This is a genomic window from Zhihengliuella alba, assembly GCF_039538765.1.
Classification (GTDB): Bacteria; Actinomycetota; Actinomycetes; order Actinomycetales; family Micrococcaceae; genus Zhihengliuella; species Zhihengliuella alba.
This window is the reverse complement of the sequence record NZ_BAABCJ010000005.1, coordinates 260359-283859: the sequence shown is the minus strand read 5'-3', so window position 1 is coordinate 283859 and position 23501 is coordinate 260359. Positions and strand designations below refer to the sequence as shown.

26 protein-coding genes are annotated in these 23501 nt (G+C 69.6%); 13 read left to right on the top strand and 13 right to left on the bottom strand.

The features are described 5' to 3' along the window. Window positions 1-50: 50 nt before the first annotated feature. Window positions 51-1007, bottom strand: a complete 957-nt coding sequence (locus ABD784_RS10880) for a sugar phosphate isomerase/epimerase family protein (RefSeq protein ID WP_344884254.1) — start codon at window positions 1005-1007, stop codon at window positions 51-53. A gap of 326 nt (window positions 1008-1333) precedes the next feature. On the opposite strand from ABD784_RS10880, the gene ABD784_RS10875 reads away from it, so the two are divergent. Next, entirely contained in the window at window positions 1334-2533 is a 1200-nt protein-coding gene (locus tag ABD784_RS10875) for an ROK family transcriptional regulator (protein WP_344884251.1), read from the top strand. Window positions 2534-2682: 149 nt separating this feature from the next. Then, window positions 2683-3621 carry a sugar phosphate isomerase/epimerase family protein gene (locus ABD784_RS10870; protein ID WP_344884248.1) on the top strand — a complete coding sequence of 313 codons (939 nt, stop codon included), beginning with the start codon at window positions 2683-2685 and terminating at the stop codon, window positions 3619-3621. Window positions 3622-3729: 108 nt separating this feature from the next. On the opposite strand, the gene ABD784_RS10865 is transcribed toward ABD784_RS10870, so the two are convergent. Further along, the gene (locus tag ABD784_RS10865; protein WP_344884245.1) at window positions 3730-4188 is read right to left on the bottom strand and encodes an Lrp/AsnC family transcriptional regulator; all 459 of its coding nucleotides are present in this window, start codon (window positions 4186-4188) and stop codon (window positions 3730-3732) included. 62 nt (window positions 4189-4250) lie between these two features. On the opposite strand from ABD784_RS10865, the gene ABD784_RS10860 reads away from it, so the two are divergent. The 4 genes from ABD784_RS10860 to ABD784_RS10845 all read left to right on the top strand — a co-directional run bounded on the left by ABD784_RS10860 (window position 4251) and on the right by ABD784_RS10845 (window position 6101). Continuing rightward, window positions 4251-4982, top strand: a complete 732-nt coding sequence (locus ABD784_RS10860; RefSeq protein ID WP_425582966.1) for an AzlC family ABC transporter permease — start codon at window positions 4251-4253, stop codon at window positions 4980-4982. Next, window positions 4975-5304, top strand: coding sequence for a branched-chain amino acid transporter permease (locus ABD784_RS10855; RefSeq protein WP_344884242.1), 330 nt, complete (start codon window positions 4975-4977; stop codon window positions 5302-5304). Before ABD784_RS10860 ends, ABD784_RS10855 begins: the two co-directional genes overlap by 8 nt. A 215-nt stretch (window positions 5305-5519) precedes the next feature. Continuing rightward, complete coding sequence (locus ABD784_RS10850) at window positions 5520-5690, top strand: hypothetical protein (protein ID WP_344884239.1); 171 nt, start codon at window positions 5520-5522, stop codon at window positions 5688-5690. A gap of 204 nt (window positions 5691-5894) precedes the next feature. After that, window positions 5895-6101 (top strand): hypothetical protein, encoded by a 207-nt coding sequence (locus tag ABD784_RS10845; protein WP_344884236.1) that lies wholly within the window; start codon window positions 5895-5897, stop codon window positions 6099-6101. 49 nt (window positions 6102-6150) lie between these two features. Here the strand turns inward: ABD784_RS10845 and rlmN are convergent, their stop codons facing one another. After that, the gene (gene rlmN, locus ABD784_RS10840; protein ID WP_425582965.1) at window positions 6151-7383 is read right to left on the bottom strand and encodes a dual-specificity RNA methyltransferase RlmN; all 1233 of its coding nucleotides are present in this window, start codon (window positions 7381-7383) and stop codon (window positions 6151-6153) included. A 180-nt stretch (window positions 7384-7563) separates the two neighbouring features. On the opposite strand from rlmN, the gene ABD784_RS10835 reads away from it, so the two are divergent. Continuing rightward, the gene (locus tag ABD784_RS10835) at window positions 7564-8406 is read left to right on the top strand and encodes a hypothetical protein (RefSeq protein ID WP_344884230.1); all 843 of its coding nucleotides are present in this window, start codon (window positions 7564-7566) and stop codon (window positions 8404-8406) included. Between the two features lie 98 nt (window positions 8407-8504). Here ABD784_RS10835 and ABD784_RS10830 read toward each other — a convergent pair whose 3' ends face one another. Beyond that, window positions 8505-8960, bottom strand: a complete 456-nt coding sequence (locus ABD784_RS10830) for an Hsp20/alpha crystallin family protein (protein ID WP_344884227.1) — start codon at window positions 8958-8960, stop codon at window positions 8505-8507. An 822-nt stretch (window positions 8961-9782) separates the two neighbouring features. On the opposite strand from ABD784_RS10830, the gene ABD784_RS10825 reads away from it, so the two are divergent. The 6 genes from ABD784_RS10825 (at window position 9783) to ABD784_RS10800 (ending at window position 14582) form a co-directional block, all read left to right on the top strand. Then, the gene (locus ABD784_RS10825; RefSeq protein WP_344884224.1) at window positions 9783-10349 is read left to right on the top strand and encodes a hypothetical protein; all 567 of its coding nucleotides are present in this window, start codon (window positions 9783-9785) and stop codon (window positions 10347-10349) included. A gap of 107 nt (window positions 10350-10456) precedes the next feature. After that, the gene (locus ABD784_RS10820; RefSeq protein WP_344884221.1) at window positions 10457-10918 is read left to right on the top strand and encodes a hypothetical protein; all 462 of its coding nucleotides are present in this window, start codon (window positions 10457-10459) and stop codon (window positions 10916-10918) included. Window positions 10919-11001: 83 nt separating this feature from the next. After that, window positions 11002-11985, top strand: a complete 984-nt coding sequence (locus ABD784_RS10815) for a hypothetical protein (protein WP_344884218.1) — start codon at window positions 11002-11004, stop codon at window positions 11983-11985. Further along, the gene (locus ABD784_RS10810) at window positions 11973-12611 is read left to right on the top strand and encodes an ABC transporter ATP-binding protein (protein WP_344884215.1); all 639 of its coding nucleotides are present in this window, start codon (window positions 11973-11975) and stop codon (window positions 12609-12611) included. Before ABD784_RS10815 ends, ABD784_RS10810 begins: the two co-directional genes overlap by 13 nt. A gap of 25 nt (window positions 12612-12636) precedes the next feature. Beyond that, a complete protein-coding gene (locus tag ABD784_RS10805) occupies window positions 12637-13752 on the top strand; it encodes a hypothetical protein (RefSeq protein ID WP_344884212.1) in 1116 nt (371 codons plus the stop codon). Window positions 13753-13937: 185 nt separating this feature from the next. Further along, window positions 13938-14582 (top strand): dihydrofolate reductase family protein, encoded by a 645-nt coding sequence (locus tag ABD784_RS10800; RefSeq protein ID WP_344884209.1) that lies wholly within the window; start codon window positions 13938-13940, stop codon window positions 14580-14582. 16 nt (window positions 14583-14598) lie between these two features. On the opposite strand, the gene ABD784_RS10795 is transcribed toward ABD784_RS10800, so the two are convergent. The 9 genes from ABD784_RS10795 to ABD784_RS10755 all read right to left on the bottom strand — a co-directional run bounded on the left by ABD784_RS10795 (window position 14599) and on the right by ABD784_RS10755 (window position 23355). Next, window positions 14599-15753 (bottom strand): hypothetical protein, encoded by a 1155-nt coding sequence (locus tag ABD784_RS10795; RefSeq protein ID WP_344884206.1) that lies wholly within the window; start codon window positions 15751-15753, stop codon window positions 14599-14601. Beyond that, window positions 15750-16949 carry a Gfo/Idh/MocA family oxidoreductase gene (locus ABD784_RS10790; protein ID WP_344884204.1) on the bottom strand — a complete coding sequence of 400 codons (1200 nt, stop codon included), beginning with the start codon at window positions 16947-16949 and terminating at the stop codon, window positions 15750-15752. The genes ABD784_RS10795 and ABD784_RS10790 overlap by 4 nt, the downstream gene beginning before the upstream one ends. Before the next feature lie 13 nt (window positions 16950-16962). Further along, a complete protein-coding gene (idi, locus tag ABD784_RS10785; RefSeq protein ID WP_344884201.1) occupies window positions 16963-17517 on the bottom strand; it encodes an isopentenyl-diphosphate Delta-isomerase in 555 nt (184 codons plus the stop codon). Then, window positions 17514-18983, bottom strand: coding sequence for an SDR family oxidoreductase (locus ABD784_RS10780; protein WP_344884198.1), 1470 nt, complete (start codon window positions 18981-18983; stop codon window positions 17514-17516). Before ABD784_RS10780 ends, idi begins: the two co-directional genes overlap by 4 nt. Continuing rightward, a complete protein-coding gene (locus tag ABD784_RS10775; protein WP_344884195.1) occupies window positions 18980-19870 on the bottom strand; it encodes a tryptophan-rich sensory protein in 891 nt (296 codons plus the stop codon). The genes ABD784_RS10780 and ABD784_RS10775 overlap by 4 nt, the downstream gene beginning before the upstream one ends. Next, window positions 19863-20726 carry a sulfurtransferase gene (locus tag ABD784_RS10770; RefSeq protein WP_344884192.1) on the bottom strand — a complete coding sequence of 288 codons (864 nt, stop codon included), beginning with the start codon at window positions 20724-20726 and terminating at the stop codon, window positions 19863-19865. The genes ABD784_RS10775 and ABD784_RS10770 overlap by 8 nt, the downstream gene beginning before the upstream one ends. A 59-nt stretch (window positions 20727-20785) precedes the next feature. Then, the gene (locus ABD784_RS10765) at window positions 20786-21994 is read right to left on the bottom strand and encodes a type II toxin-antitoxin system HipA family toxin (RefSeq protein WP_344884190.1); all 1209 of its coding nucleotides are present in this window, start codon (window positions 21992-21994) and stop codon (window positions 20786-20788) included. Further along, window positions 21991-22188: a helix-turn-helix transcriptional regulator gene (locus ABD784_RS10760; RefSeq protein WP_344884187.1), complete on the bottom strand. Its 198-nt coding sequence runs from the start codon at window positions 22186-22188 to the stop codon at window positions 21991-21993. Before ABD784_RS10760 ends, ABD784_RS10765 begins: the two co-directional genes overlap by 4 nt. Before the next feature lie 225 nt (window positions 22189-22413). Next, window positions 22414-23355, bottom strand: a complete 942-nt coding sequence (locus tag ABD784_RS10755) for a carbohydrate kinase family protein (protein WP_344884184.1) — start codon at window positions 23353-23355, stop codon at window positions 22414-22416. Window positions 23356-23501 lie beyond the last annotated feature (146 nt).

Here is a 23501-nt window from a genome sequence, read left to right as displayed (position 1 = left end):
CCCTGCCGACGAGCAGGGATGGTGCGTGCGCAGGCCGGGCCGCGCGGCGGTCAGTACGTGTAGCAGGTCAGGAAGTCGAAGCTGTCCTGCGCGAACTCGGCGGTGGCCGGCGCCCCGTCCCGCTCGACGATGTAGTACTTGACCTTGCCCTGGGCCGCGTCGAGGATCGGCGCCCAGTCCAGCTCGCCCTCCCCGACGTCGGTCGGAATCGCGCGCTCGTCGCCGTTGAGGAGTCCGTCCTTCACGTGCAGGAGCTCGATCCGGTCTCCGTGCTCCTCGATCAGCTGTGCGACATCGATGCCGGCGTCGGCGGCCCAGAGGACGTCCAGCTGGAAGGTGACGTAGCGCGGGTCGGTGTTCTCCACGAGCAGTTCCCAGGCGCTCTTCGTCTCGCCCGACCCGGGGTCGACGTACTGCGTGGTGAACTCGCTCTGGTGGTTGTGCACGAAGATCTTGCCGGTGCCGGACTTCTTCGACCTCTCGCCGAGCCGGTCGAGCGCCTCGGCCGTGGCGAGCGTGTCCTCGAGGGATCCGATCCCCGGCGACGCGGACCCGCCGGAGCCCATGTACTTCTGGCCGACCGTCTTGGCGAAGGCGATGGTGTCGTCGAAGCGAGCCTCGTCCGTGCTGCCGTGGGAGGTCGGCGCCTTCAGCCCGTACTGGTCCAGCAGCTCTCTGAACTGCTCGGCCGTGCGGCCCTCGTACGTCCCGCCGAATGGCTCCACGTTCTGGTAGCCGATCTCTGCCAGCTCGGCGAGGACGGCCTCCGTGCCCGCCTCTCGGCTCCAGCCGAAGTAGCTGAACATCTGGATCGAGATCTTGCTGGCCGGGATGCCGCGGCCCGCGCACTGCGAGGCAGCGTCCCCGGCCGGTGCGGCCGGTGCGGCGGTGGCCGGCTGGCCCGCCAGGGCGGCGCCGGCCATCAGGGAGAGGGCTGCGACGGCCCCAAGACGGCGGGACCTCCGGCGTCGGGTGGTTCCCGCAGGGGCGGTGGCGTGGTGAGTCAAGACTTCCTCCTCGAAGTGCGTCTCTGCTGAGCCGACGGCCGCGCGGCGCATCGGTCGGCGCGGCGGGATCGCCGCACTCCGGTCGCCAACGAGACGTTGATCACAGAACGTAGCACGACTAATGACGGTGAACAACGAATCTTCGACTTGTCGCGATATATCCACGGCCTGAGTCTGTGATGTTCCGGCGAATTGAATCGATCGCTGTGTCGGCGGGCCGCACCACTACGTGCATCAACCCGACTGCGGGGCCTGCGGGGTGGGAAGTTTCTGAATGTCAACCAAAGCCGGAGGTGTTTCGTCGATCAGTATGCTGTAATGAGTCGGTGAGTGACATAAGCAACTTCAGCGGCCTCGGCGGCTCCGGCGCCAGCGAGCTCTTCCAGCTCCTCCGCGACGGACGCCCGAGGACCCGGACGGAGCTCGCCGAGCAGATGGGGCTGGCCCGCTCCACCGTGACCCTCCGCATCGAGGCCCTCATGGAGCTGGGCCTGATCGGCTTCGTCGACGAGGCCGTCTCGACCGGCGGGCGCCCCTCGTCCCGCATCGCGCTGCGGGCCGGCAGCAAGGCGGTCCTCGGCGTCGACATCGGAGCGTCCCACCTCCGCGTCGCCCTGACGGACCTGGCCGGGCACCGGCTCCGCGAGGCGGGGCGCACCCTCGAGGTCAGCCAGGGCCCCGACGTCGTCCTGGAGGCGGTGGTCGAGCTGTGCCACGAGCTGATGCAGGAGTCGGGCCGCGCTGCCGGCGACCTGCTGGCCATCGGGGTCGGCGTCCCCGGACCCGTCGAACACCGGACCGGGCGACCGATCAACCCGCCGATCATGCCCGGGTGGAACGGCTTCGACGTCCCGGGATTCCTCCAGGACCACTTCCACGTCCCCGTCCTGGTGGACAACGACGTCAACATCATGGCGCTCGGCGAGCGCAATGTGGCCTGGCCGGACGTCGACAACCTGCTCTTCGTCAAGATCGCCACGGGCATCGGCGCCGGCATCGTCTCCAGCGGCATGCTGCAGCGCGGCGCCGACGGCGTTGCCGGCGACATCGGGCACATCCGGGTGCACAGCGGCAACGGGGTCCCCTGCCACTGTGGGAACCAGGACTGCCTCGAGGCCGTGGCCTCCGGCCCAGCGGTCGCCACCAAACTGCGGGCCCAAGGCCTGGACGCCCAGACCGGCGAGGACGTGGTCCGGCTCGTGGGGGCCGGGAACACCGAGGCGGTCCACGCGGTGCGGCAGGCCGGGCGGGACGTGGGCGAGGTCCTCTCCGCATGCGTCAGCCTGATCAATCCGTCGGTGATCGTCGTGGGCGGCTCCATGACGCTCACCGGGGAGCACTTCATCGCCGGGATCCGCGAGATGGTCTACTCGCGCACCATTCCCCTCGCGACCCAGCACCTGCGCATCGTGCAGTCGGGCTCTGGGCTCGACGCGGGCGTCCTGGGCGCGAGCATGCTGGCCATCCACCACGCGATGTCCCCGGAGCGGATCGACGAGATGGTCAACGGGCTGACCGGCAGCTGAGCGGGCTCGACGGTCTTTCGAGGATTGCCGACGAGTTTTGCTTGACAGACAACAAAAGCCGGAAATGGTGTAACGGTGGTCACATCATCCGGACGTCGAAGCTCTCGCCGAGCCGGGCGTTCTCCAGAATTGCCAGAAAGGCAACCACCATGTGCTTCGGTTTCAATGCTTCTGCCGCCCTGAACAAGTCCCTCGAGCAGAAGGGCGTCGACCGACGCGGCTTCCTGCGCGGTGCCGCAGCCCTCGGCCTCGGGGCCGGCCTCGCCACCGTCGGCGGGGCGGCGGCCTTCGCCGCTCCGGGCGGCGGCGCCGGGAAGCCCGTCCCGCCGGGTCTGATCAGCATCCAGCTCTACACGCTCCGCTCGATCATGAACGGCGAGGGTGTGGACGCGACCCTGGCCAGCCTGGCGGACTACGGCTACCAGAAGGTCGAGCTGGCCGGGCTCTACGGCCGCACGGCCGAGAGCATGCGTTCGACGCTGGACGCGCTGGGCATCCGCCCCTCCTCGAGCCACGACGGCATCAGCCGCGACTCCGCGTCGCTGGAGGGCAAGATCGCGAACGCCCTCACCCTCGGCCAGACGCACATGAACGTCCCCTATCTCGTCTCGAGCAATGGTGACGACTGGCGCCGGTGGGCGGACGAGATGAACGCCGAGGCTGCCGTCGCGCAGGCCGCAGGCCTCAAGTACGGCTACCACAACCACGCGCACGAGTTCACGACCGACGTCGGCGGCGGCGTCACCCCGTGGGACATCTTCACGGAGCGCCTGGACCCGAGCCTGGTGCACTTCGAGATCGATCTCTACTGGGCCGTCACCGGCGGCGTCGGCGTCGGCGCGGCGGATCCCGTGCAGTTCGCGATCGACACCATCCTGCAGTCCCCGCAGAAGGTCCTGCAGTACCACGTGAAGGACCGCGACGCCTCGGGCGACTTCGCGGACCTCGGCACGGGCACGATCGACTTCGCGCGGATCTTCGCGGCCCACCGGCCGAAGGAGTTCATCGTGGAGAACGATCGGCCGGACGTCACGCCGCTGCAGACGGCCGAGGTCGGCTTCAACTACCTCCGGAACCTGCGCTTCTAGGACCACCGAAACGCCGAACGCCGGGCGTGCACCTCAGGACGAGGTGCACGCCCGGCCTTTTTCATGGCGCCGGCGACGCGGCACGGCCGCGCTGGGCCGAATCGGCGGCTAGACGGCGCTCTTAATGAGTTTCATCGTGAGCCGTGAGTCAATGTGGCGCACTCCAGGGAGTTTCGTCATCTTCTCGGTCTGGAAACGTTCGTACTCGTTGCCGTCGGCGACATCGACACGGATGATGTAGTCCGGGACTCCGTAGACGCGTCGTACCTCTGTCACTTCCTCGAGCGCTGCGACGGCCGTTTCGAAGTCCTCCACCGTCTGCCGGTCCGTCATGGTGATCTCGACGTTCATGACCACGCTGAAGCCGCGACCGACGGCCTTCGGGTCGATGACCGCCCGATAACCGGCGATCACTCCCTCAGCTTCGAGCCGCTGGACCCGCCGCAAGCAGGGCGCAGGCGTGAGCCCCACCCGTCGGGCGAGCTCCAGGTTGGTCAACCGGCCGTCTTGACTCAATTGGAATAAAATTTCTCGATCAAGCTCATCCAGTGCGCGTTTGTTGTTCATTAGGTCCCGCCTCAGCAGTATCTGGCAATCATATTCCGCGAATATTTTCATATCATTGTCCTATGCGCCCCGAATGTTCGCCACCCAAATTAGCTGGACGGCCACCCGCGCCGCGCGGGGAGGTCACTTCCGCGATCCGCCTCTGCCTCCCCGCCGTCCTCGGGCTCATGCCGATGGGCGTGGCGTTCGGCGTCGCCGTCGCACAGTCCCCGCTGGCGTGGTGGTGGGCGCCGGTGTTCTCGACAGTCATCTTCGCGGGCTCGCTGGAATTCATCCTGCTCGGCCTGGTCCTGGCGGTAGCGCCGCTGACGACCGTCGCGCTCACCGCGGTCCTCGTGAACTTCCGGCACGTGTTCTACGCTCTGACGTTTCCCATGCACAGAGTCCATGGGGTCGGCGCGAAGCTCTACAGCACGTTCACGCTGACGGATTCGGCGTGGGCGCTGACCGCGTCTCCCGGGGCGCAGAGCTGGTCTCGTCGCCGCATTCTGGCCGTTCAGGCCAGCTTCCAGGTGGCCTGGGCTGGGAGCGTAACGGCCGGAGCCCTGGGCGGGACGTTGATCCCCAGCAGCGTTGTGGGCCTGGACTTCGCGCTCACGGCATTCTTCCTCGTGCTGTGCATCGACATGTGCCGCGCCCGCCGGACCGTCGGTTTCCCACTCGTCGCTCTCGGATGTGCGGTCGCCGCCGGCTCCCTCCTGGGCGATGCGATGCTCGTCGGCGGGATGCTCCTGTACGTTGCCCTCCTGCTGGCCCACTACTACTTCATCCGGAAAGCCCAGCCAGATGCCTGAAACCCCCTACATTCTCGCCGCGATCCTGATCAGTTCCGGCATCACCTGGGCCCTGCGGGCACTGCCGTTCGCCTTCCTGGGCCCCATGCGCCGCAGCGCATTGCTCCCATATTTGAACGACTACATGCCCCCGGGCGTCATCGCGATCCTTGTCCTCTACACAGTGCGCGAGACCCCTATCGCTCTCACCAGCACCACAGTCGCGGTGACAGCGGGGCTGATCGCCACCACCGGACTCCACCTCTGGAGGCGCAACGCGACGTTGAGCGTGCTCGGCGGTACCGCGGTCCACGTGCTGATCTCATCGTTGTTGCCCCACTGAGACGTCGTGATAAACCACGACCTAAGGCGGACCATGTGGTAGGCCAAACGCAGGGGGCGTCGCCGGCGCCGGTGCCGAGTCGAGCTACTCAGCCAACCCCATTCCCGAGCTCCTCGAGAATCCGTCCTCCCTCGAAATCGATTGGCGCCGCCCACCACTCCGCTGGCCAGGATCGGACGGATGTACGGCACGGACGGCACCATCGAAGGAATGCCATGGATGACCGGCCGTCGAAGCAAGTGAACCGCTTCGCGCTGCAACTCGACGACAGCGGCTCCTACGACTTCGTGATCGACGGCGTCAGACTTCGCGGGCAAATCTACGGTCCCGATGATGCGACTGGCGCCGACGTAACCCTGTTGAGCGTTCAGCATGCCCTGACCTGAGGCGAGGACCAGACTCGTCAGCTACTGGGGGAATTGCCGGGGGAATTCATTCCGGATCGAGTGTGGCTCTACTTCTGCCCTGCCTGTGGCGACGAAGACTGTGGCGGGTCCAGTGTTGCCATCGACTTTCACGCTGACTGTGTCGTGTGGCACGACTTTGCCCATGATCCGGGCCCCGAAGGGGGCAGGATCCAAGGGTGGACCTTGGCTCCAGACGACATCATCGAAGCGTTGGGCCCGTATACGTTCGACCGCAACGAGTACACCACCGCCCTCCGCGAGCTACTTCGACAGTTGCAGGACGAGCACCGCGCCGAGCAGACCCGGCTGGCCCGACTGTCGGAGGAGCTCGGGAACCGGGCGGGCCTCTGGGCGAAGTGGCGAGGACGGCACCGCGCTATCGACGAATAGCCGCCGAGTGCGCCCGGCAACTCCCACAACGGCTGCCGCGCGGCGTCTACTACTCGGCGGCGGCGAGCTGGCCGCAGGCTCCGTCGATCTCCTTGCCGCGGGTATCGCGCAGGGTGGTGGGCACCCCGGCGTCGTTCAGGATGTCCAGGAACTCCTGCATGACCTCCGGCTCCGACGACGTCCAGATAGACCCGGGCGTCGGGTTAAGCGGGATGGGGTTCACGTGCACCCAGCCGCGGCCGCGCGCGTTGAGCTTCTTCGCCAGCAGGCCGGCGCGCCAAGGGTGGTCGTTCATGTCCTTGATCAGCGCGTACTCGATGGAGACGCGGCGCCCGGTCTTCCGGTAGTAGTTGTAGGCGGCGTCGATCGCCTCATCCGCCTTCCAGCGGGAGTTGACCGGGATCAGATCATCGCGCAGCTCGTCGTCCGGCGCGTGCAGGGACAGCGCGAACGTGATCGGGATGTCCTCCTCGGCGAGCTTGTTGATCGCCGGCACCAGGCCGACCGTGGAGACGGTGATGCCGCGGGCACTCATGCCCAGGCCCTCTGGCGCCTCGTCGATCATGCGGTGCACGGCGTTCATGACGCGCTTGTAGTTCGCCAGGGGCTCGCCCATGCCCATGAAGACGATGTTGGTGACGCGCTCGGCGTCGTGCACGCCCTCGCGGCCGCTGCCCTTGAGCCCGCCCTCCGCGATGACGCGGTTGGCCTGGACGATCTGGTCCAGGATCTCCGCGGCGGACATGTTGCGGGTGAGGCCGTTCTGGCCCGTGGCGCAGAACGGGCAGTTCATGCCGCAGCCGCACTGACTGGACACGCACAGCGTCACGCGGCCCGGATAGCGCATGAGCACGGACTCGACCAGCGAGCCGTCGAACAGGCGCCAGAGGAACTTGATGGTGTCGCCGTTGTCCGTGACCAGGCGCTTCACCTCAGTCAGGAGGGTCGGGAACATGGCCTCCGCCAGCTCCTCGCGCTGCGCGGCCGGCAAATCCGTCATCTTCGCCGGATCCGTGGTGAAGTGCTGGAAGTAGTGCACGGAGAGCTGCTTGGCGCGGAAGCCCTGCAGGCCCATCCCCTTGAGCTTCTCCTGCCGCTCGGCCAGCGTCAGGTCCGCCAGGTGCACGGGCGGCTGGGAGACGCGCGGCTTCTGGGCGAACTGCAGCTGCGGGCGCCCATCGGGGCCCATCGGCTGCTTCCACCCCTCGGGGGTGGGGCGGACCTGCGGACGGGCGCGGTTGGGTCCGGCCGTGGAGGGGGTTTGAGAAGTCATCCTTCCCATTGTCCCACGCATCCTTAGCACATCACACGTGTTCTCCCCGACATCCTGACGCTCGCGTGACGGCGCGCCGCGGCAGGGGTGCGGACGATCCGGCTTGACCACGCCGCACAATAGAAATCTCCGACCTCCAGGGTGGAATCTATGCCAGGGATGAACTGGCTCGGGAAGGCAGGGGCAACCATGGCTCGGATCGACGTCAGCCTTGTCCCTTGGAACGATGCCCCACTTCCTCTCGGCCTGGAGGACGGCTGGGCCTCTACGTACGTCACGCAACGAATCGAGATCTCCGTCGACGGTGTTAGGCTCATCGACCTCGCTGGCGCTGACGAGGTGATACCGACGCGAGTAACCCCGTTCGACACCCTTACGCCGGCCGAGGCGTTAGAGGTTCTGCTGGGACAGGCACAGTACCCAGAGGACTTCGTCCGGCGCCGCGACGTCCCCCTGTTGTTATGCCCTTGTGGTGAGGCAGCCGAAGGGTCCTTGCTGGCAACTCTCATCGTCACCGATGAATCCGTGTGCTGGGAGAAACTGCGTTGGGAAAGTGATTGGCCGGACGCTCCTGCCACACCCGTGTGCGACGTCATTCAGTTTCATCGCGACGAATACACATCTGCACTGACGGCGGCGGCTCGCCTGAGCGAGGAGTTCGGCGGACGATCGACGAGTTTCCTGCGAGTCAGGGAGTTCGACCCTGGATTGCGTCACCGACTCCTGCGCCGATGGAGGGGTGAGCTAGCTGACCGCCTCAAGCACTTCGACATTCACGTGGTCGAACTTGCGGACGGACCGTGGAAAGACGAAGTCGATCGGCTTGTTGACTCCTCAATGAACCTGGTCGGGCTGATTCCACGCGATCATCGTGGCGAGCCTCATCTCCCCGCAGGCAGCGCAGCAGGTGAGATTATTCGCCACGCGATGATCCTTCTTGAATCGACCGAGTCATTCCGGCTGCCATGGCCGACTCTGGAGTCAGCTCAATGGCTACTGAAACAGCTGCGGCCGCCATCAGGTCGGGCCTAGGCGGGTTCCGAGCGCGAGGCCGCCCGTCCGGCGTCACACGACAGCACGGGAGGCCTCGGCCCGCGGAATCGCGAGCCGGGGCCTCCAGGGAAATTGCCCTATCCCTCCGTGATCGCGATGCGGCGCGGCTTGACCGCCTCGCTCTTCGGCACGCGGATCCGCAGCACGCCGTCGTTCAGCGTGGCGCTCACTGCGTCGGCGTCGACGGCCTCGGCCAGACGGACCCGGTAGCTGAAGCGGCCGGTGCGGCGCGTGCGGTGCCGGAGCGTCCCCTCACGCTCCTGCTCCTTCAACTCCCCGGCGACCACCAGATCCTGGCCGGACAGCTCGATCGAGACGTCCTCGCGCTTCACTCCGGGGAGCTCGACCTCGACCAGGTAGGCGTCGTCGGTCTCGCTGACGTCCGCCAGCGGGGCCCAGCCGGCCGTCGACTGGTCCGAACGGCCGAAGGTCGAGTCCATCCAGTGACCCATCTGGGTGTAGAGGTCCTCGATCTCACGGAACGGATCCCAGCGCTCCGGCGTGCTGTTGGATCGCAGTACGGGCAGTGCCATGATTTCCACCTCCGTCATCTTCGACGATTCTCGTTTCGGGCGACCTGCGCGGTGCATGCGCAGTCGATTATTCGAACGGCTCCTGCGCGGTTCCTATTCCCGGACTTGAGTACCTTCCGCCCAAGTTTTCATTCGGGGGCGACCGCCTGTGCATACAGGTTCTGAACTGCTGACAGCCAAGTCCTGCAAGCACTCTTTTGGACGCTCGCACGGCACTGCTAGTCGCCCGGGCGTCAAGGGCGTAGCCTCCAAAGCAAGCGAGGGGCCTCAGGGCCACTACCGGCCTACGTCGAAGAGCAGGGAGTCGTGGTGAGTTCAATGACAGCGAACGGCGTGAGCTCTTCCCCGAAGTCGATCACAGCGATTCCCGTGGGCCTAGTCTCGGGAGTCATCGCTTTCTGGCTGGGGAACCAGATGTTCCTCTGGATCTCCGACTCCCCTCTGATCTGGATGCGGGTCGCGGCGTCGATGTTGCTATTGGGTCTGGTCGCAGCGCTCGTCTACCTGGCCGGACATGCCATCTCCGCAGCGGCTGCCTGCGCAGCGGCCTTGCTCCTCCTCATGACTGTCGGCCTCTCGACCGAAGTTTCGCCGGTCGCCGGCAATGTTCTCCTCGACACGGGCAATCTGCTCGGATACGGGGCTCGGACCCCTCTCCCGACAGTCCTCCTCGGGGCTCTCCTGGGAGGGGTACTCCTCCGGCGCCGGAGCTCAAACGCAACCGCTAGTCGTATCCACAATTCATGACCCGTGTGGGGTAGCGATCTAAACCACATAAGCTAGGGTGTCATTATGGGAGCGACAGTCCTCTCGGGGTCAGCCATGAGCCAACAGAACACAATTTCGCGTGTAGGCTTCATTCACGCGATCGGTGCTCTACTCGCCTACGCAATCTGGCTGATCGAGTTTCAATCGATACGCCCGACCGTCTTCTCACTTACCGGCTGGTGGCCCCTACTCATGGGCGTTTCCGTGGCCGTCTCCGCACTGCTGCTTCTCTACATCAACGGCTCTAAAAAGGCTCGAATCGGCGCCTTCGGGAGCCTGCTGATCGCCGCACTGTGTGGAGTCTTCGAGGCGGGCGGCTTCGTTGTCTACAGCGCGTTCTTCGGGCTATCTCTGCTCCTGTGGGCGATCCTATTCAGATCAGCGCTTCTCGCGATTGCCGCCGTCCTCAATGTCGGTGCCCCCTCGGCGGCATTCTGGTTATCCAACGAGCCTGTGCTGGCGCTTCAGCTGGGAATACTCGCACCCCTATCGCTGATCCTCGCGGCGTTTCTCTCCAGATATTTCCGGGCGGGCACAAGGACAGGAGACTCCCTGGGCATGTCGTCCTTTCCCGACGGCACCAAGGCGGGCTCCGACCAGCGCGTGAGAACTGGCCATTAATGGCAGATGCAAACCGATGCGCAGTGATCGCTACTCGCTCGACTCTCCTTGCGCTCATGGCTTGCACTCCGGTCCTCGTCGGGTGCACGCCCCCCGCTGCTTCGGAATTGGAGGGCCCTTGGGCTCAGGAGTTCGAGCAGGCACTGGACTCCGTCTCCTCTGATTTTCAGCGCGAAGTCCTGTCTGACGGGGAGGTCACTCCCGCCGAGTACGCCGAGGCGCAGCAGCGCTTCAGGGAGTGCGCCGCCGCGTCGGGCCTCGACGTGAAAACTCACCAGGAAGGTGGGTTCTCCTTCAGCCACCCGAACCAGCAGGAGGGCGAGTCCATTGCGGAGTCGTGCAGTTTGAAGACTCTGAACTATGTCGAGGCCCTCTACCTTGATCCACTCGCCAACCCGGAGAACGTTCCCTGGGATGAGGCATATCTGAGGTGTCTGCAAGCGAGCGGGGTCGTGGAGGAATCCATGACTGCAGAGGACATGGCCAATTGGGAGTGGGACTACGACGATCCCGCCCAGCGCGCCTGTAGCGAGGACCCCCTGGGGTCCGACAGCGCGGCCACGGGCTGATGACGGACCCGCAGCGCTCACATCGATTCCGCGAGGTACTGCCCTCGTCGGCATCCCGACCGACCTGGGCCCTCGGCATCGTTGTGTCCCTGGTGCTCGGCGCCCTTCTGGGGTTCGCCTTCGCCCCGGCGCCCCTGCCGGACGAGTTCAAGCAGAGCATCGATCCCACCATCGACGTCGTGGCAGAGCCATTCGACGACGCACGCGAGCTACCCGTGGAGATCACCACGAGGCCGGGCCAGACTCTTCGTTCGCCGATCGACGGAACGATCACACGGATCGACTGTGCTCCCGGTGGGACGTGGTCCTCCGGGAGCGCGCCAGTGGCTATCGATGGATCTCCATTGCTCGCCCTAGCCACAAGCATTCCGCCCTACCGCAGCATCTCACCCGGGACAACGGGCGCAGACGTCGAGGCACTGCACGCAGAACTGCGCCGGCTGGGCACCGAACCACCGGAGGGATCCCTCTTCACCGCGGAATCTGCGGGCGCGCTCTCCCAGGTGCAGGGCAAGGCAAACGCGCCAACCACCGGAACACTCGACCCGGGGGCCGCCATCTGGATCCCCGCGCCGGACACGCCCGTAACGGAGTGCCCAGCCCAGACAGGGCAGCGCGTCACGGCCGGCGAACCACTCGCCGCATCACCCGATACGCTCGAGAATCTGAACCTCGCCTCGGTCCCCGAGGACGGCGTCCCCGGTGAACGCGTCGCCGTCCTGGGGGACCTCCGGCTCCCCGCACGTTCGGACGGAACCTTGGAACTGAACGCCGAGCAGATCGCTGAGCTGCGCGACATTCCCGTCGTCGAGGCGGCACTGGATCCGGAAGCCGGCGTTCCCCTGACCGTGACCTGGCGGTTGTCGGAACCTGTTCAGGCCGCGCCGCTCCCGCCCTCGTCCCTTCTCGGCCACGGCGAGTCCGCCTGTGTGGTCGATCTCGACGGGGGTGTACACGCCGTCGATGTCCTCAGCTCCGAGCTCGGCCGCACCTACGTGTCCTTCCCCGAGCGAGCCCCTGAAGCTGTGCGGACCGATCCGGACCCAGGGACACCATGCCGGGGCTGATCATGGACAATCGACCGGCGGCCCACGTCTCGCTCCGGGCTGTCGGACATCGCTTCGGAGAAGGCACCTGGCTGTTCCGTGGCATCGAAAGCACGTTCGGTGCCGGCGATCTGGTCGCGGTCACCGGCCCTTCCGGTAGCGGAAAGAGCACCCTCCTCTCCCTCGTCGCCGGGGGAACCCCCACCGAGGGGACCATCGAGCGAGGAGAGGGCCGTACCCAGTGGGTCTTCCAGAACCCCTACGGGAGCGCACATCGAAGCACTGCCGACCACGTCGCCCTGCCATTCCTGGCACGGGGCATGAGCCGTACCGAGGCAGAACCGCAGGTGCAAGGGCTGCTCGAGAGGTTCAACCTCTCGGAGTCTTCGGCGGCTCCGTTCCGCACGCTCTCTGGCGGGCAGGCGCAACGCCTCATGCTCGCCCGCGCCCTGGCGGCTGAGCCCGCGTTGATCCTCGTCGACGAACCCACCTCGCAACTCGATCCGGTCAATGCCGGTATGGTCATCGATGTCCTGCAGGAACTCGCGGGCGAGGACCGCACGGTCCTCATCGCGACCCATGATCCACGAGTCGCCGACCGGGCCACACGGCGTCTCGTCCTCGGGGACCCCGATGGCGCCTCGTGAGCAGACGGGCCCACAGCGGTCGGGAATGAGATTCAGCTCGATCCTTGGCGAAGCGACCCGCAACCTGGCCGGCGGCACAAGCCGGCTCGCTGCATGGTCCCTCCTCGCCGCGGCCCTCATCGCAGTCCTGGCAGGCTATGCCGCCCACCAGTCGGCAGCGCAACTCAGGGCTGCCGACGAGTTCGTCCACGACGGTGGGTCCACCTACGTCCTTGAAGCCGAGGGATCGGTCAGCGGAACGGCATGCCGGGCACTGGCGACCCACCCCGACGTCGTCGCTTCGGGAGCTCTTCGCGACCGACCCGACGGGCTCCGTGCGCGATTTCTGCCCTCGACCCCGCTTCCAGCATTCGAAGCCGGGCCCGGCTTCATCGACATATTCGGCTCCCCGGACACACCAGACACTGAAGCGGCACGTCGGCCGAGCGGGCTCGCCCTCTCTGCCGACGCGGCCCTGACGCTCGGGCTCCACCGTGGGGACCACCTCGACGTGGTCAACTCGGACGGCACCATCCAGACGACCTCCGTCGACCAGGTCTACGACTTCCCAGACGGCTCCTCACTACCCGCCCTCGGCTATGCAGCCATCAGCACCGTTCCGTCCAGCGGAACGTTCGACGCCTGCTGGCTGCGCGCAACGACCGCTGCGGCACGCCCCGACTCCCCCGTGCTGGCCCTGGCCCGGACTGCGCTCCTCGGACCCGACGCAGGACAGAGCCAGATCAGCCAGCTGAACGGCCGACTCGGAGACACCGCGCCCGGACCCCAGACGACCAGCTACGCAGCCGGTGCCGGGCCGTCGCTTCTCGCTCTCGTCGTCGGGGCCCTCCTGGGCACGGGCATGATCCAGACGCGGCGGTTGGAGCTCGCCTCCGCCCTGCACTTGGGTGCCCGCCGCGCGGATCTAATCCAGCAGCACCTGATCGAAGCGGCCACCAAGGTGGTCACCGGAGCGATCATCGCTGCCCCCATCGTCATCTATCTTGCAGTCGACGGAGTGCCCGGCCCCTCGACGGCGCTGCCTCTCCTCGCAGGGACCAAGACGGTCACTGCCTTGGTCGCCGGTGTTCTCCTCGGCACCGGTACCCGGGCCGCCACCGTCCGCGAAAGCGACCTCTACGCATACTTCAGGGAGCGATAGCTTCCTAACCGGTCAGCAGATAGCCCGGCACGATCAATGTGGCCGCGATGCGAAAGGCGTCGCGGGCGATCTTTTGCTCCGCACCATTGGCCAACGCGGCGCGATCCGTGGCTCTAAACGCCATTTACCGCCGGCCCCTCGAGCGGTAGATTCCGCCGTACCGACTCGGATGGGAAGGACCGGCGATGCCTCAACTGGTGCGCGTCCAGAACTTCATGCTCTCCCGCGACGGCTTCGGCTCCGGCGAGGGTCAGAGCCTCGAGCGCCCCTTCGGCCACGCGGACCCGGCGCAGCTCGCTTCCTGGGCCGGCGCCACCGCGCACTGGCCGAACCGGACCGACCCCGGCGGGACCTGCGGCCTTGACGACTACTTCACCCGCGACTTCCACAACAACATCGGCGCCGAGATCATGGGCCGCAACAAGTTCGGCCCGCAGCGCGGCCCGTGGGAGAACGAGGACTGGCAGGGCTGGTGGGGCGACGATCCACCGTTCCGCACACCGGTCTTCGTCCTGACGCACTACCCGCGGCCGTCCTTCTCCCTCTCCGACACCACCTTCCACTTCCGGGAAGGCTCGCCGCAGGAAGTGCTGGAGGAGGCGTTCCAGGCGGCGGACGGGAGGGACGTGCGCATCGGCGGCGGCGTCGAGACCGTCCTGGAGTTCCTCGACGCGGACCTCGTGGACACGATGCACGTCGCCGTCGCGCCCGTCGAGCTGGAGCGCGGCGAGCGGCTCTGGCGTAGCCCGGAGGATCTCACCGACCGATTCCACCTGGAAGTGGTCCCGAGTCCCAGCGGGATCGTCCACCACCTCTTCTGGCGGAAGTAGCGAGGGAACGACGGCGTCAGGTCGCCGTCCGCCGCCAGACGTCGTCGAGCGCTGGATCGTCCTCGGGGTCGCGCTCGAAGAGCTCGACCTCGAACTGGTCGACCTGCTGCAGGGGTGCGTCGAACCAGTACGTCTGGTCCGGGTCCCAGCCCGCCAGCATGGTGTGGCCGCCGGGCAGCCCGTGGCCGGCGAGCGGGATCGGGCGCGTCGCCGTGGCGAGGTACCCGCCCACCGTGACATGGACGGCGTCGTACTGATCGGCCACCTGCTGCCAGTCGGGCATGAACCACCCGACATCGAGACCGGTGACCTGGTAGTACATGTGGCGGCGGGCCGGCGTGACGTCGAGCGGGAACGCCGCGACCAGGCGCGCCCACGCGTCCGGCGAGTCGACCTCGTAGACCCGCGGGTCCGCCTCGGGCGCCAGATGAAGAACCCGGACTGTGCCCGCCGTCAGCCCGAAGGAGTCCTCGATACCCTGCAGCAGCAAGGGAGTGCCGATCTCGACGCCCGGCGCGAGCGCGTCGGCACCGGGCAGCGGAGTCGTCGTCAGCAGGTCCACCCTCGCCGGCGTCGCCCACCATTCGCCGCCGAAGTTCGCACGCACGTCCCGGGGCCGGTCACTGCGGGCGCGGCGCACGCCCGCGTCCACGTGGCGCCGCCAGCGCTCGAGCTTGTCCCGGCCCTGCGCGTCGGTGCGGGACAGGTGCGGAGGGAAGCGGCGGTCGGGAGAGGACGGATCGATCCAGTCGATGTGCGCGGCAGGGTAGTTCAACCGTCCGGACCAGGCGAGCAACGGCCGGTCCAGGGCAGCGAATACCGGATGCTCCAGCAGCGCCTCGGCGGCCGGGCGCAGCTCATCGGCCCTGCCCGGCTCGGCGAGGAACACGTCCTCCGGGTGCGGCGGCTCCCAGTACATGGCCGAGGACACCGAGTCCACGAGGCTGCCCATCACATCCGCCTCGGACAGGCCGCGCAGGGCTGCGGGCTCCGCGGTCGCCCAGCGGCCGGCGAACGGCTCGAGCGGTCCGGACTGCCACCCGATCGTTCCCGGCTCTGCCTCTGGTCCGTCCGGTGCCTCGGGCTCGGCCGGAGTTCCGGCGCGCAGGATCGCCTCCATCACGAACCGTCGCCCGCGTGGCCCGGCGAGCAGCTCGGCCGGTTCCATCATCGGAGTCCACCCCGGCCGCCGGCTCCACGGCAGCCGCGCCCGCCGGCCCACGGCATCCGTTCGGCCTCCACGGGCTGGCCCGCGTCCGCTGCCTCGCGGACCAGCAACTGCAGGTACTGGTCCTGGGCGGCCTCCGCCACCTCGTACGGCGCCGGGCCCTCGGCCAGGACATGCTCGGCCATGCCGGCCAGTTGCTCCGCGATGGAGAGCTCCTCGTCCGCCAGCCGGGCCGGCCGGAAGCGGTTCAGGTACTGCCATTCGCCGTCCAGCCGGTAGCCGCGCAGGAACAGGCCCTCGTGGTTGCCCGCCCCGCCTGCCGCGACGCGCTCGAGCCGGCCGAGCGCGGGCTGACCGGAGACGTCGACGGAGCGCACGGTCCCGTCACGGATCTCGCCTCGCTCGCCACGGACCAACAGGCTCGGCGAGCGCACCCAGGAGCGGTACTGGACGTCGTCGAACTCGTACACGCCGAGCCGGGCGGTGCCGTCCCGGCCGGCGGGGAAGTCGAGCCAGGCCAGCGCGTGCACGGTGTCCACCGGGGCCAGGTCGGTGGGATCGGCGTACCGGCTCGGGCTGGGCAGGACCCGGCGGCGATCCCGGCGGGCGGTGATCACCGGCGGCTCGAACCCCGCATCTAACGCCCGGCGGAGCACGGAGATCCCGTGGTAGTCGTGTGCGATGCTGACGTGGGCGTCGGTGACGGCACCCAGGCGGCCGGAGGCTGCGACCGCGAGCTGCGCGGCCACGAGCGGCTCCAGGTGGTACTGCTCCGCGACGTGCACGCAGGCACCGGACTGGACCCGGTCCGCGAGCGCCGCCAGCTCGCGGACGGTCGCGGCGGCGGGCGTCTCGGTGAGCGCGGGGACACCGGCGTCGGCCAGCCGGTGCAGCACCTCCTGGGACGGACCGGCCGGGAGCGTGTCCACCACGAAGTCCGGGCGCAGTCCCACCAGCTGGCCCACCGTCTCCACGGCGGCGAACCCGTGATCGCGCAACAGGCCGCGGGCCTCCTCGGCGCGGGCCGCCACGCCGACCACCTGGAACCACGCCGGCAGTGCGTCCATGACGCGCAGGAGGGTCCGCGCGCGGAACCCGGACCCGACCACGCCGACGCGGGCCGGGCGCGGGGGCACCGGGTGCTCCGCGTCCGGGGAGACGGCTCGGCGCTGCGCCGGGGTAAGGAACAGCCCGCTCACGACGGCGTCCCCCTCACGACGGCGTCCTGCCGCCGTCGTCCTGCGTGTCCGGGGCGCCCCAGATGCCCTGCTGGACCTGCAGGACGAGCCACGGGCTGAAGGCGAAGGGGGTGGCGAGCACGGCGCGGCGCGCCTCGGACGGGTCCACCCAGGCCCACTCGACCACCTCGTCCGGGCGCGGTTCCGGGTCGCGGGCCGCGACGGCGGTGAACACCGGGCAGACCTCGTTCTCCACGATCCCGCTGGCGTCGCGGGCCCAGTAGCGGAAGTCGGGCAGCGCGGGCTCGATCGCCCCGAGCTCCAGGCCGAGCTCGTGCTCTGCACGGCGCGTCAGCGCGTCCTCGAACGGCTCCCCGGGCCCGGGGTGCCCGCAGAACGCATTGGTCCAGACGCCGGGCCAGGCGACCTTGTCCAGCGAGCGGCGGGTCAGCAGGACGCGGCCGTCCGCATCGAAGACATGGCAGGAGAACGCCTGGTGCAGCGGGGTGTCCAGCCCGTGCACCAGCGCCTTGGGGTACGTCCCGGCGGGCGTCCCGTCCTCCTCCAGCAGGACCACCACTTCCGTCATGCGCCCGTCCCCTCCGCGTCGGCCTCGGCCCGCGCGGTGATCCGCCGGGCCATCCCCGAGAAGATGGTGCCATGGAACGGCACCAGCGCCCACCAGTAGAGCCGGCCGGAGAGGCCCCGCGGGAAGTAGACGGCCCGCTGGCGGCAGATGCAGCCGTGGCCGTCGGGCTCGATCCGGAACTCCAGCCAGGCCTTCCCGGGGACGCGCATGTCCGCACGGAGCCGCAGCAGCCGCTCCGGATCGAGGGCCTCCACGCGCCAGAAGTCGACGACGTCGCCCACCCTCAGGTCCGCGCGGCTGCGGCGCCCACGGTTCAGGCCGACCCCGCCGACCACCTTGTCCAGCAGCCCGCGCAGCCGCCACGCCAGCGGCAGCGAGTACCAGCCGGTCTCGCCGCCGACGGCCACCACCACCCGCCAGAGGGCGGCCGGCGACGCCGACGTGCGCACCTCCTTCAGGTCCGTGAACACGGTGCGCCCGGCCCAGTCCGGGTCTGACGGCAGCGGCTCGGCCGGCTCCCCGAGCACATGCGCGGAGGCCCAGCTGGTCTCCACCGAGTCCAGGTCCAGCCGCTCCAAGGCGAGGTCCAGGGCACGGCGGTAGCTCGTCAGCCCCTCTGCCGGGGGTGGGACCACCTCGTCGATCCGCCGGTCCCGCGCCACGCAGTCGTGCTGCAGGGACTCCACCAGCGGCACGGCCAGCGTCCGCGGGATCGGCGTGACCAGGTTGACCCACTGGGCGGCCAGCCACGGCGTGAGGACGGGCAGGGTGAGGACCCGGGGCCGCCGGATCCCGGCCGCGTCCGCGTAGAGCCGCATCATGTCCTTGTAGGTGAGGACGTCCGGCCCGCCGATGTCGTAGGTCCCCGCCCGCCCCGGATCGGCCTCGCCGACGGCCAGCAGGTAGTGCAGGGCGTCGCGCACCGCGATGGGCTGGATCCGGTTGAGCACCCAGCGCGGCGCCGGCATGACGGGCAGGACGTCCGTCAGGTGGCGGACCATCTCGAAGCTCGCCGAGCCGGATCCGATGACCAGCCCGGCCTGCAGCTCGAAGAGCGGCACTCCGGAGCTCTGCAGGATCCGGCCGACCTCGAGCCGGGACTCCAGGTGCCGGCTCAGCTCTCCCTCCGGGTGGAGTCCGGACAGGTAGACGATCCGCTGCACGCCGGCGTCGCGGGCGGCGACGGCTGCCGTCAGGGCGCACTCGCGCTCCAGGCGCCCGAAGTCCCGGGTGCTCGCCATGGAGTGGACCAGGTAGTAGAGCGTCTCGGCGCCGGAGCACAGCTCTGCCGCTGCTTCCGGGTCCTCCAGTGCGCCCTCGACGATCCGGACGTGCTCCGCCCAGGGGAAGCCCCGCAGCCGCCCGGCGTCGCGGGTCAGGACGGCGACGCTGTGTCCGGCGTCCAGCAGGCGCGGCACCAGCCGGCCGCCGATGTAGCCGGACGCACCCGCGACGGCGATCCTCACGACTCCTCCTTCGCGGCCCGGAGCCGGGCCCAGACGGTCGCGGCGGCGATGACCGCCGCGGCGAGGAGGGCGACGACGGCGGTGCCCGGCAGCGCGTCCGGCCCGGCGAAGCGCCCGACGGCCAGCCATGCCAGACCCCATACCATCGCGGCCGCGGGGGCCAGCCGCCCCCGGCCGGCCGCGGCCAGCAGCACGCCGAGCACCGCGACGCCCGCCAACGCGGCGCCGGCGGCGATGGCCACCGGTCCGGCCCAGGCGGCTTCCCCGGCGGCGGCTCCCTCGGTTCCCCCGCCCTGCGGGAACAGGCCAAGCGAGCCGAGCCAGGCGGCCGCGTTGGCGACGGCCGCCACTGTCACCCAGCCGAGGTAGAGGCCGAACGTGCTGTCGACGAGGAGCGCGTCCCACCGGGACGCCGGCCGGGTGCGGGCCGTGCGGACGAACACGGCGCCGAGGACCGCGAGCAGCGCCAGGATCACCACCAGACTGAGCCCCAGCCAGCCGGCCTGGACCACCCAGATCCAGACGGCGTTGAGGATCATCGAGCCGACGGCGAGGACCCGCAGCGACCGGTGGCGCGGGTCGCGGCGACGTGACGGCAGCAGCTGCAGGACCGCGTAGCCGAGGAGCCCGGCGTAGACCGCGCTCCAGATCGAGAACGCGCCGCTGGCCGGGGCCAGGGGCGTCGCCTCGGCGCCCAGCCAGCCGCCGGCGGCCTCGGCGATCGGGGTGCCGCCGGCGGCGCCGGAGCCGATCGCGGCCGCGGCGATCGCCGCCACCGCGCCGACCAGCGCCAGGACGGCGGGCAGGAGCGTGCCCGCGGCGAGGCGTCCCTGTGCCCTGCTGGATGGCCCCTGGGCCCGGGAGGGCGGGAGCGTCGGCTCAGGCACCGGTCTCCACCGGCCGCTCGTCATCGGCGCCGCCGGGGCGGCCCCAGTCGGCCCAGGAGCCGTCGTAGACCGCCACCTCACGGTGGCTGGCGAGCGTCGCGGCCAGCGCCACCACGCTCGCGGTCACGCCGGAGCCGCAGCTGGTGACGAGCCGGCGGTCGCCCACCTCGGCGTCGAACACCCGGCGCAGCTCCTCGACCGGCAGGAACTTGCCCTCGCGCTGGAGCTCGGTGAACGGCAGATTGCGCGAGCCGGGCATGTGGCCGGCGCGCAGACCGGGGCGCGGCTCGGGTGCCTCGCCGACGAACCGGTCGCGGCTGCGGGCGTCCATCACCGCGGTTCCCGGGTCGGCGAGGAGCGTCGCCACGGTGTCGGCATCGACGAAAGCGTCCGGGTCGAGCACCACACTCGCGTTGCCGGCCGGCCCGTCGTAGGCCGGCGCGGAGTCCTGGACGGGGTGCCCGGCCGCCTTCCAGGCGGGGAGGCCGCCGTCGAGCACGGCCACGGCGAGGCCCGCCGCGCGCAGCATCCACCAGGCGCGCGGCGCGGAGTAGAGGCCGGCGGCGTCGTACACCACCAGGGCGTCGCCGTCGTCGACGCCCAGCGAGCGCAGCGCGTCGGCGAACTGCTCGGCCCCGGGCATGGTGTGCGGGAGGTCGCCGGGCGCGGAGAAGCGTCCGTCGATGTCGAAGGGGCGCGCTCCGGGGATGGATTCGCCGTCGGGCAGGTGCGGGGCGATGGACGCATCGAGCACCACGACGCTGCCCAGGTGGGCGGCGAGCCAGTCGGTGTCGACGAGCGGGCCGGGGAGGATCGGAGTGGTTTCGGACTGCTGCGGAGTGGACTCGGTCACCATGGGCCGATCCTACTCACGAAACATCGGAGCTGGCCCGGAGACGGGGACGCCGGGGTCAGCTACGCGGCGATGTGGTCCGGGAGCTCGGCGCGCCGGTGCCGCAGCTCGCGCTCCGCCCGGTTCAGCGGCGACCCCGTGTAGCCGAGTTCCGCCAAATCGATGCGGCCGGCGGCCACCGTGGCCGTGCGTGCCGCAGCCGGCACCGCTGTCTGCGGGAGGCCGATCGCGTCGGCGAATTCGGTCCAGTGCCGCCAGCGCAGCCTGCTCGTCCGGCCTGACAGCGGCACCGCCAAATCGAGATCCAGGTCCGGGTACGGTGCGGTCGACAGGACGTCGTAGACGGGCGCCACCCGCCAGACGCCCTCGCCGTCGCGGAGCACCGAGATGTTCTTGGCATGGAGATCTCCGTTGCCGGTGAGCCAGGCGAAGAGGAACTGCAGGAACACGTTGCGGGCCGCCACCGGTCTCGCCCGGCAGACCTCGACCACGGATACCGCGATCTCCTCCGCGGACACCCGGTACTTCGCTGCCGGGAGGATGCCGAGCAATTGGGCCGCGTCCTCCATGGCCCGGCGTACGGGACGGCCGTCCACCGTGGCCCGATCGAAGCGCTCCACCAGGAGCCCGTCCGCCCCGCGTCGATCCCGGACGATCTCCGCGTGGGCGGTCGGCAGCTTCATCGACCGTGCAGCGAGCAGGTGGGCGGCTTCGTTGCGGACCAGACCGGGGTACTCGGGCGGATCCAGTTTGAGGATCGCGTCCCGCTGACCCAGCCGGAGCGGTCGCGTGAGCATCACTGCGCTCGCCTTGCGCTGCACGCCGGGCAGGGCATGGAGGTCGACGGCGTCGGCCAGAGCGGCGACGTCGAGCTCGCCGATCGGCCCGGACGCTGCGGACGGCAGGGTCCGGGGCGGCTCGCCGGCTGGGACCACCCGCACATCTCCCGGCGTATCCGCGCCGACGGCCAGCAGCAGGGTCAGTTCGTCGTCCGGGCTGGTGCGGGCCGCCCGCCGGAGGACCGTGAGCCGGTGCCCCTCGGGCAGCAGTCCGGCGAAGAAGGCCGGCAGGCCCCCACCCGGGGTACGGACCGGTGCCTCCCCCAGCGGGAGGGTCGTGGCGACCGGCGGCCCCGCGTACTCCGGGCGGTAGACGAAGGAAACTGCTCCATCGTCCGCGCGTTCCAGGCGAGCTGCCAGGGTGCCGCCCTTGTAGACGTCAGCGGCCCCGACCTGTCGGAGATCGGCGAGGGACGCAGCTGTGCGTGTCACGAGGCCACCACGGTCAGGCCGACGGCATGGGCGGCGGCGACGACGATCCTGAGCGCCTGTCCGCCGGTTCCGCGTTCGACCTCGCGCACGGTGCGCTCCGAGGCGCCGATCAGCTCGGCCAGGTCGCGCTGGGTCAGCCCGTAGCCCTTCCGGGCACGGCGGATCCGATCTCCGATGCGCTGCATGTCGTCCATCGAGCCTCACCCGTCGTCACGACGTGAAATCAGCAGAATCCTGCCGCTTTCGGTTCTCCTCGAAGTCATTCTGACTTAGAGGGCGAGTTTCGGCAAGATCCTGCCGGTTCGACCCGCCTGGGGCGACGCCGGCGGGCTACTCGGGGTGAACCGGCAGGATCCTGCCGCTTCGAAGCCTCCTCGAGCTGGCGGCCGCGATCCCCCGGCCGCGATCCCCCCAGCCGCTCAGCCCTCGAGCTCGTCCAGCCCCGGCGGGTTCGCGCCGGCCCGGCTGACGGTGATCGCGGCGATGCGCGCGCAGCGCTCCAGGACCGCCCGCAGATCCTCCACGCCGAGCGCCTCCAGCGCGGTGCGGGCCTCCGCCTCGCCCTCGCTGATCCGCTCGCCGGCCCAGACGCCGGCGTGCCGGGCCAGCCCGTCCAGCAGGCCGCCCATGAAGGAGTCGCCGGCGCCGACCGTGTCCACCACGTCGACCCGCGGCGCGGGGACGTCCACCCGGGCCCCGTCGCGGTGGACCGCCAGGACGCCGTCGCCGCCGCGGGTGACCACCACGATCCGTCCGCCGTCGGCCCACTCGGCCGCCACGTCCGCCGGGTCCTGCCCGGGCCGCAGCCACTCGAGGTCCTCGTCGCTGACCTTCACCACGTCCGCGATCGCGACGAGCCGCTCCACGCGCGGCCGCACCTCGGCGGGCTCGCCCATGAGGCTGGGCCGCAGATTCGGATCGTACGTGATGACGGCGCCGGCAGCCTGGGCCCGCTCCAGCAGGTCCGCCGTCGCCTCGAAGCTCGGGGCGTCCACCGCCGCGATCGACCCGGTGTGCACCCAGCCGACGTCGTCCCCCACCTCCACCCGGGGCAGCTGGTACCGCACGTCGAACTCGTAGTCCGCCGCGCCGCCGTCGTTCAGGGTGGCGATCGCCACCGAGGTGGACTCGGAGGAGTACGACGCCGGGTGCACGCCCACGCCGGAGTCCTCCAGGTGGGCGCGGATCGCCTGGCCGCGCTCGTCCTCGCCGATCCAGGTGACCAGCTCCACCCGCTGCCCGAGGCGGCCGAGGCCGAGGGCCACGTTCGCGGGGCTCCCGCCGGGGTGCTCGACGCTGCGCCCGTCGGTGGAGCGGACGACGTCGATCAGCGCTTCGCCGACCACGAGGAAACGGGACATGGGACCTCCGGGGTTGGTGCGGGATTCGTGCAGCTGTCGGCGGCTCGGGGCCGCGACAGGCTCGGCACGAAGCCTAGTTCGCCCCGGCCCGGGTGTCATGGTTCGTGTCGGAGGCCGGCCCCGCGAAGGAGGGCGGGCGCGGGTCG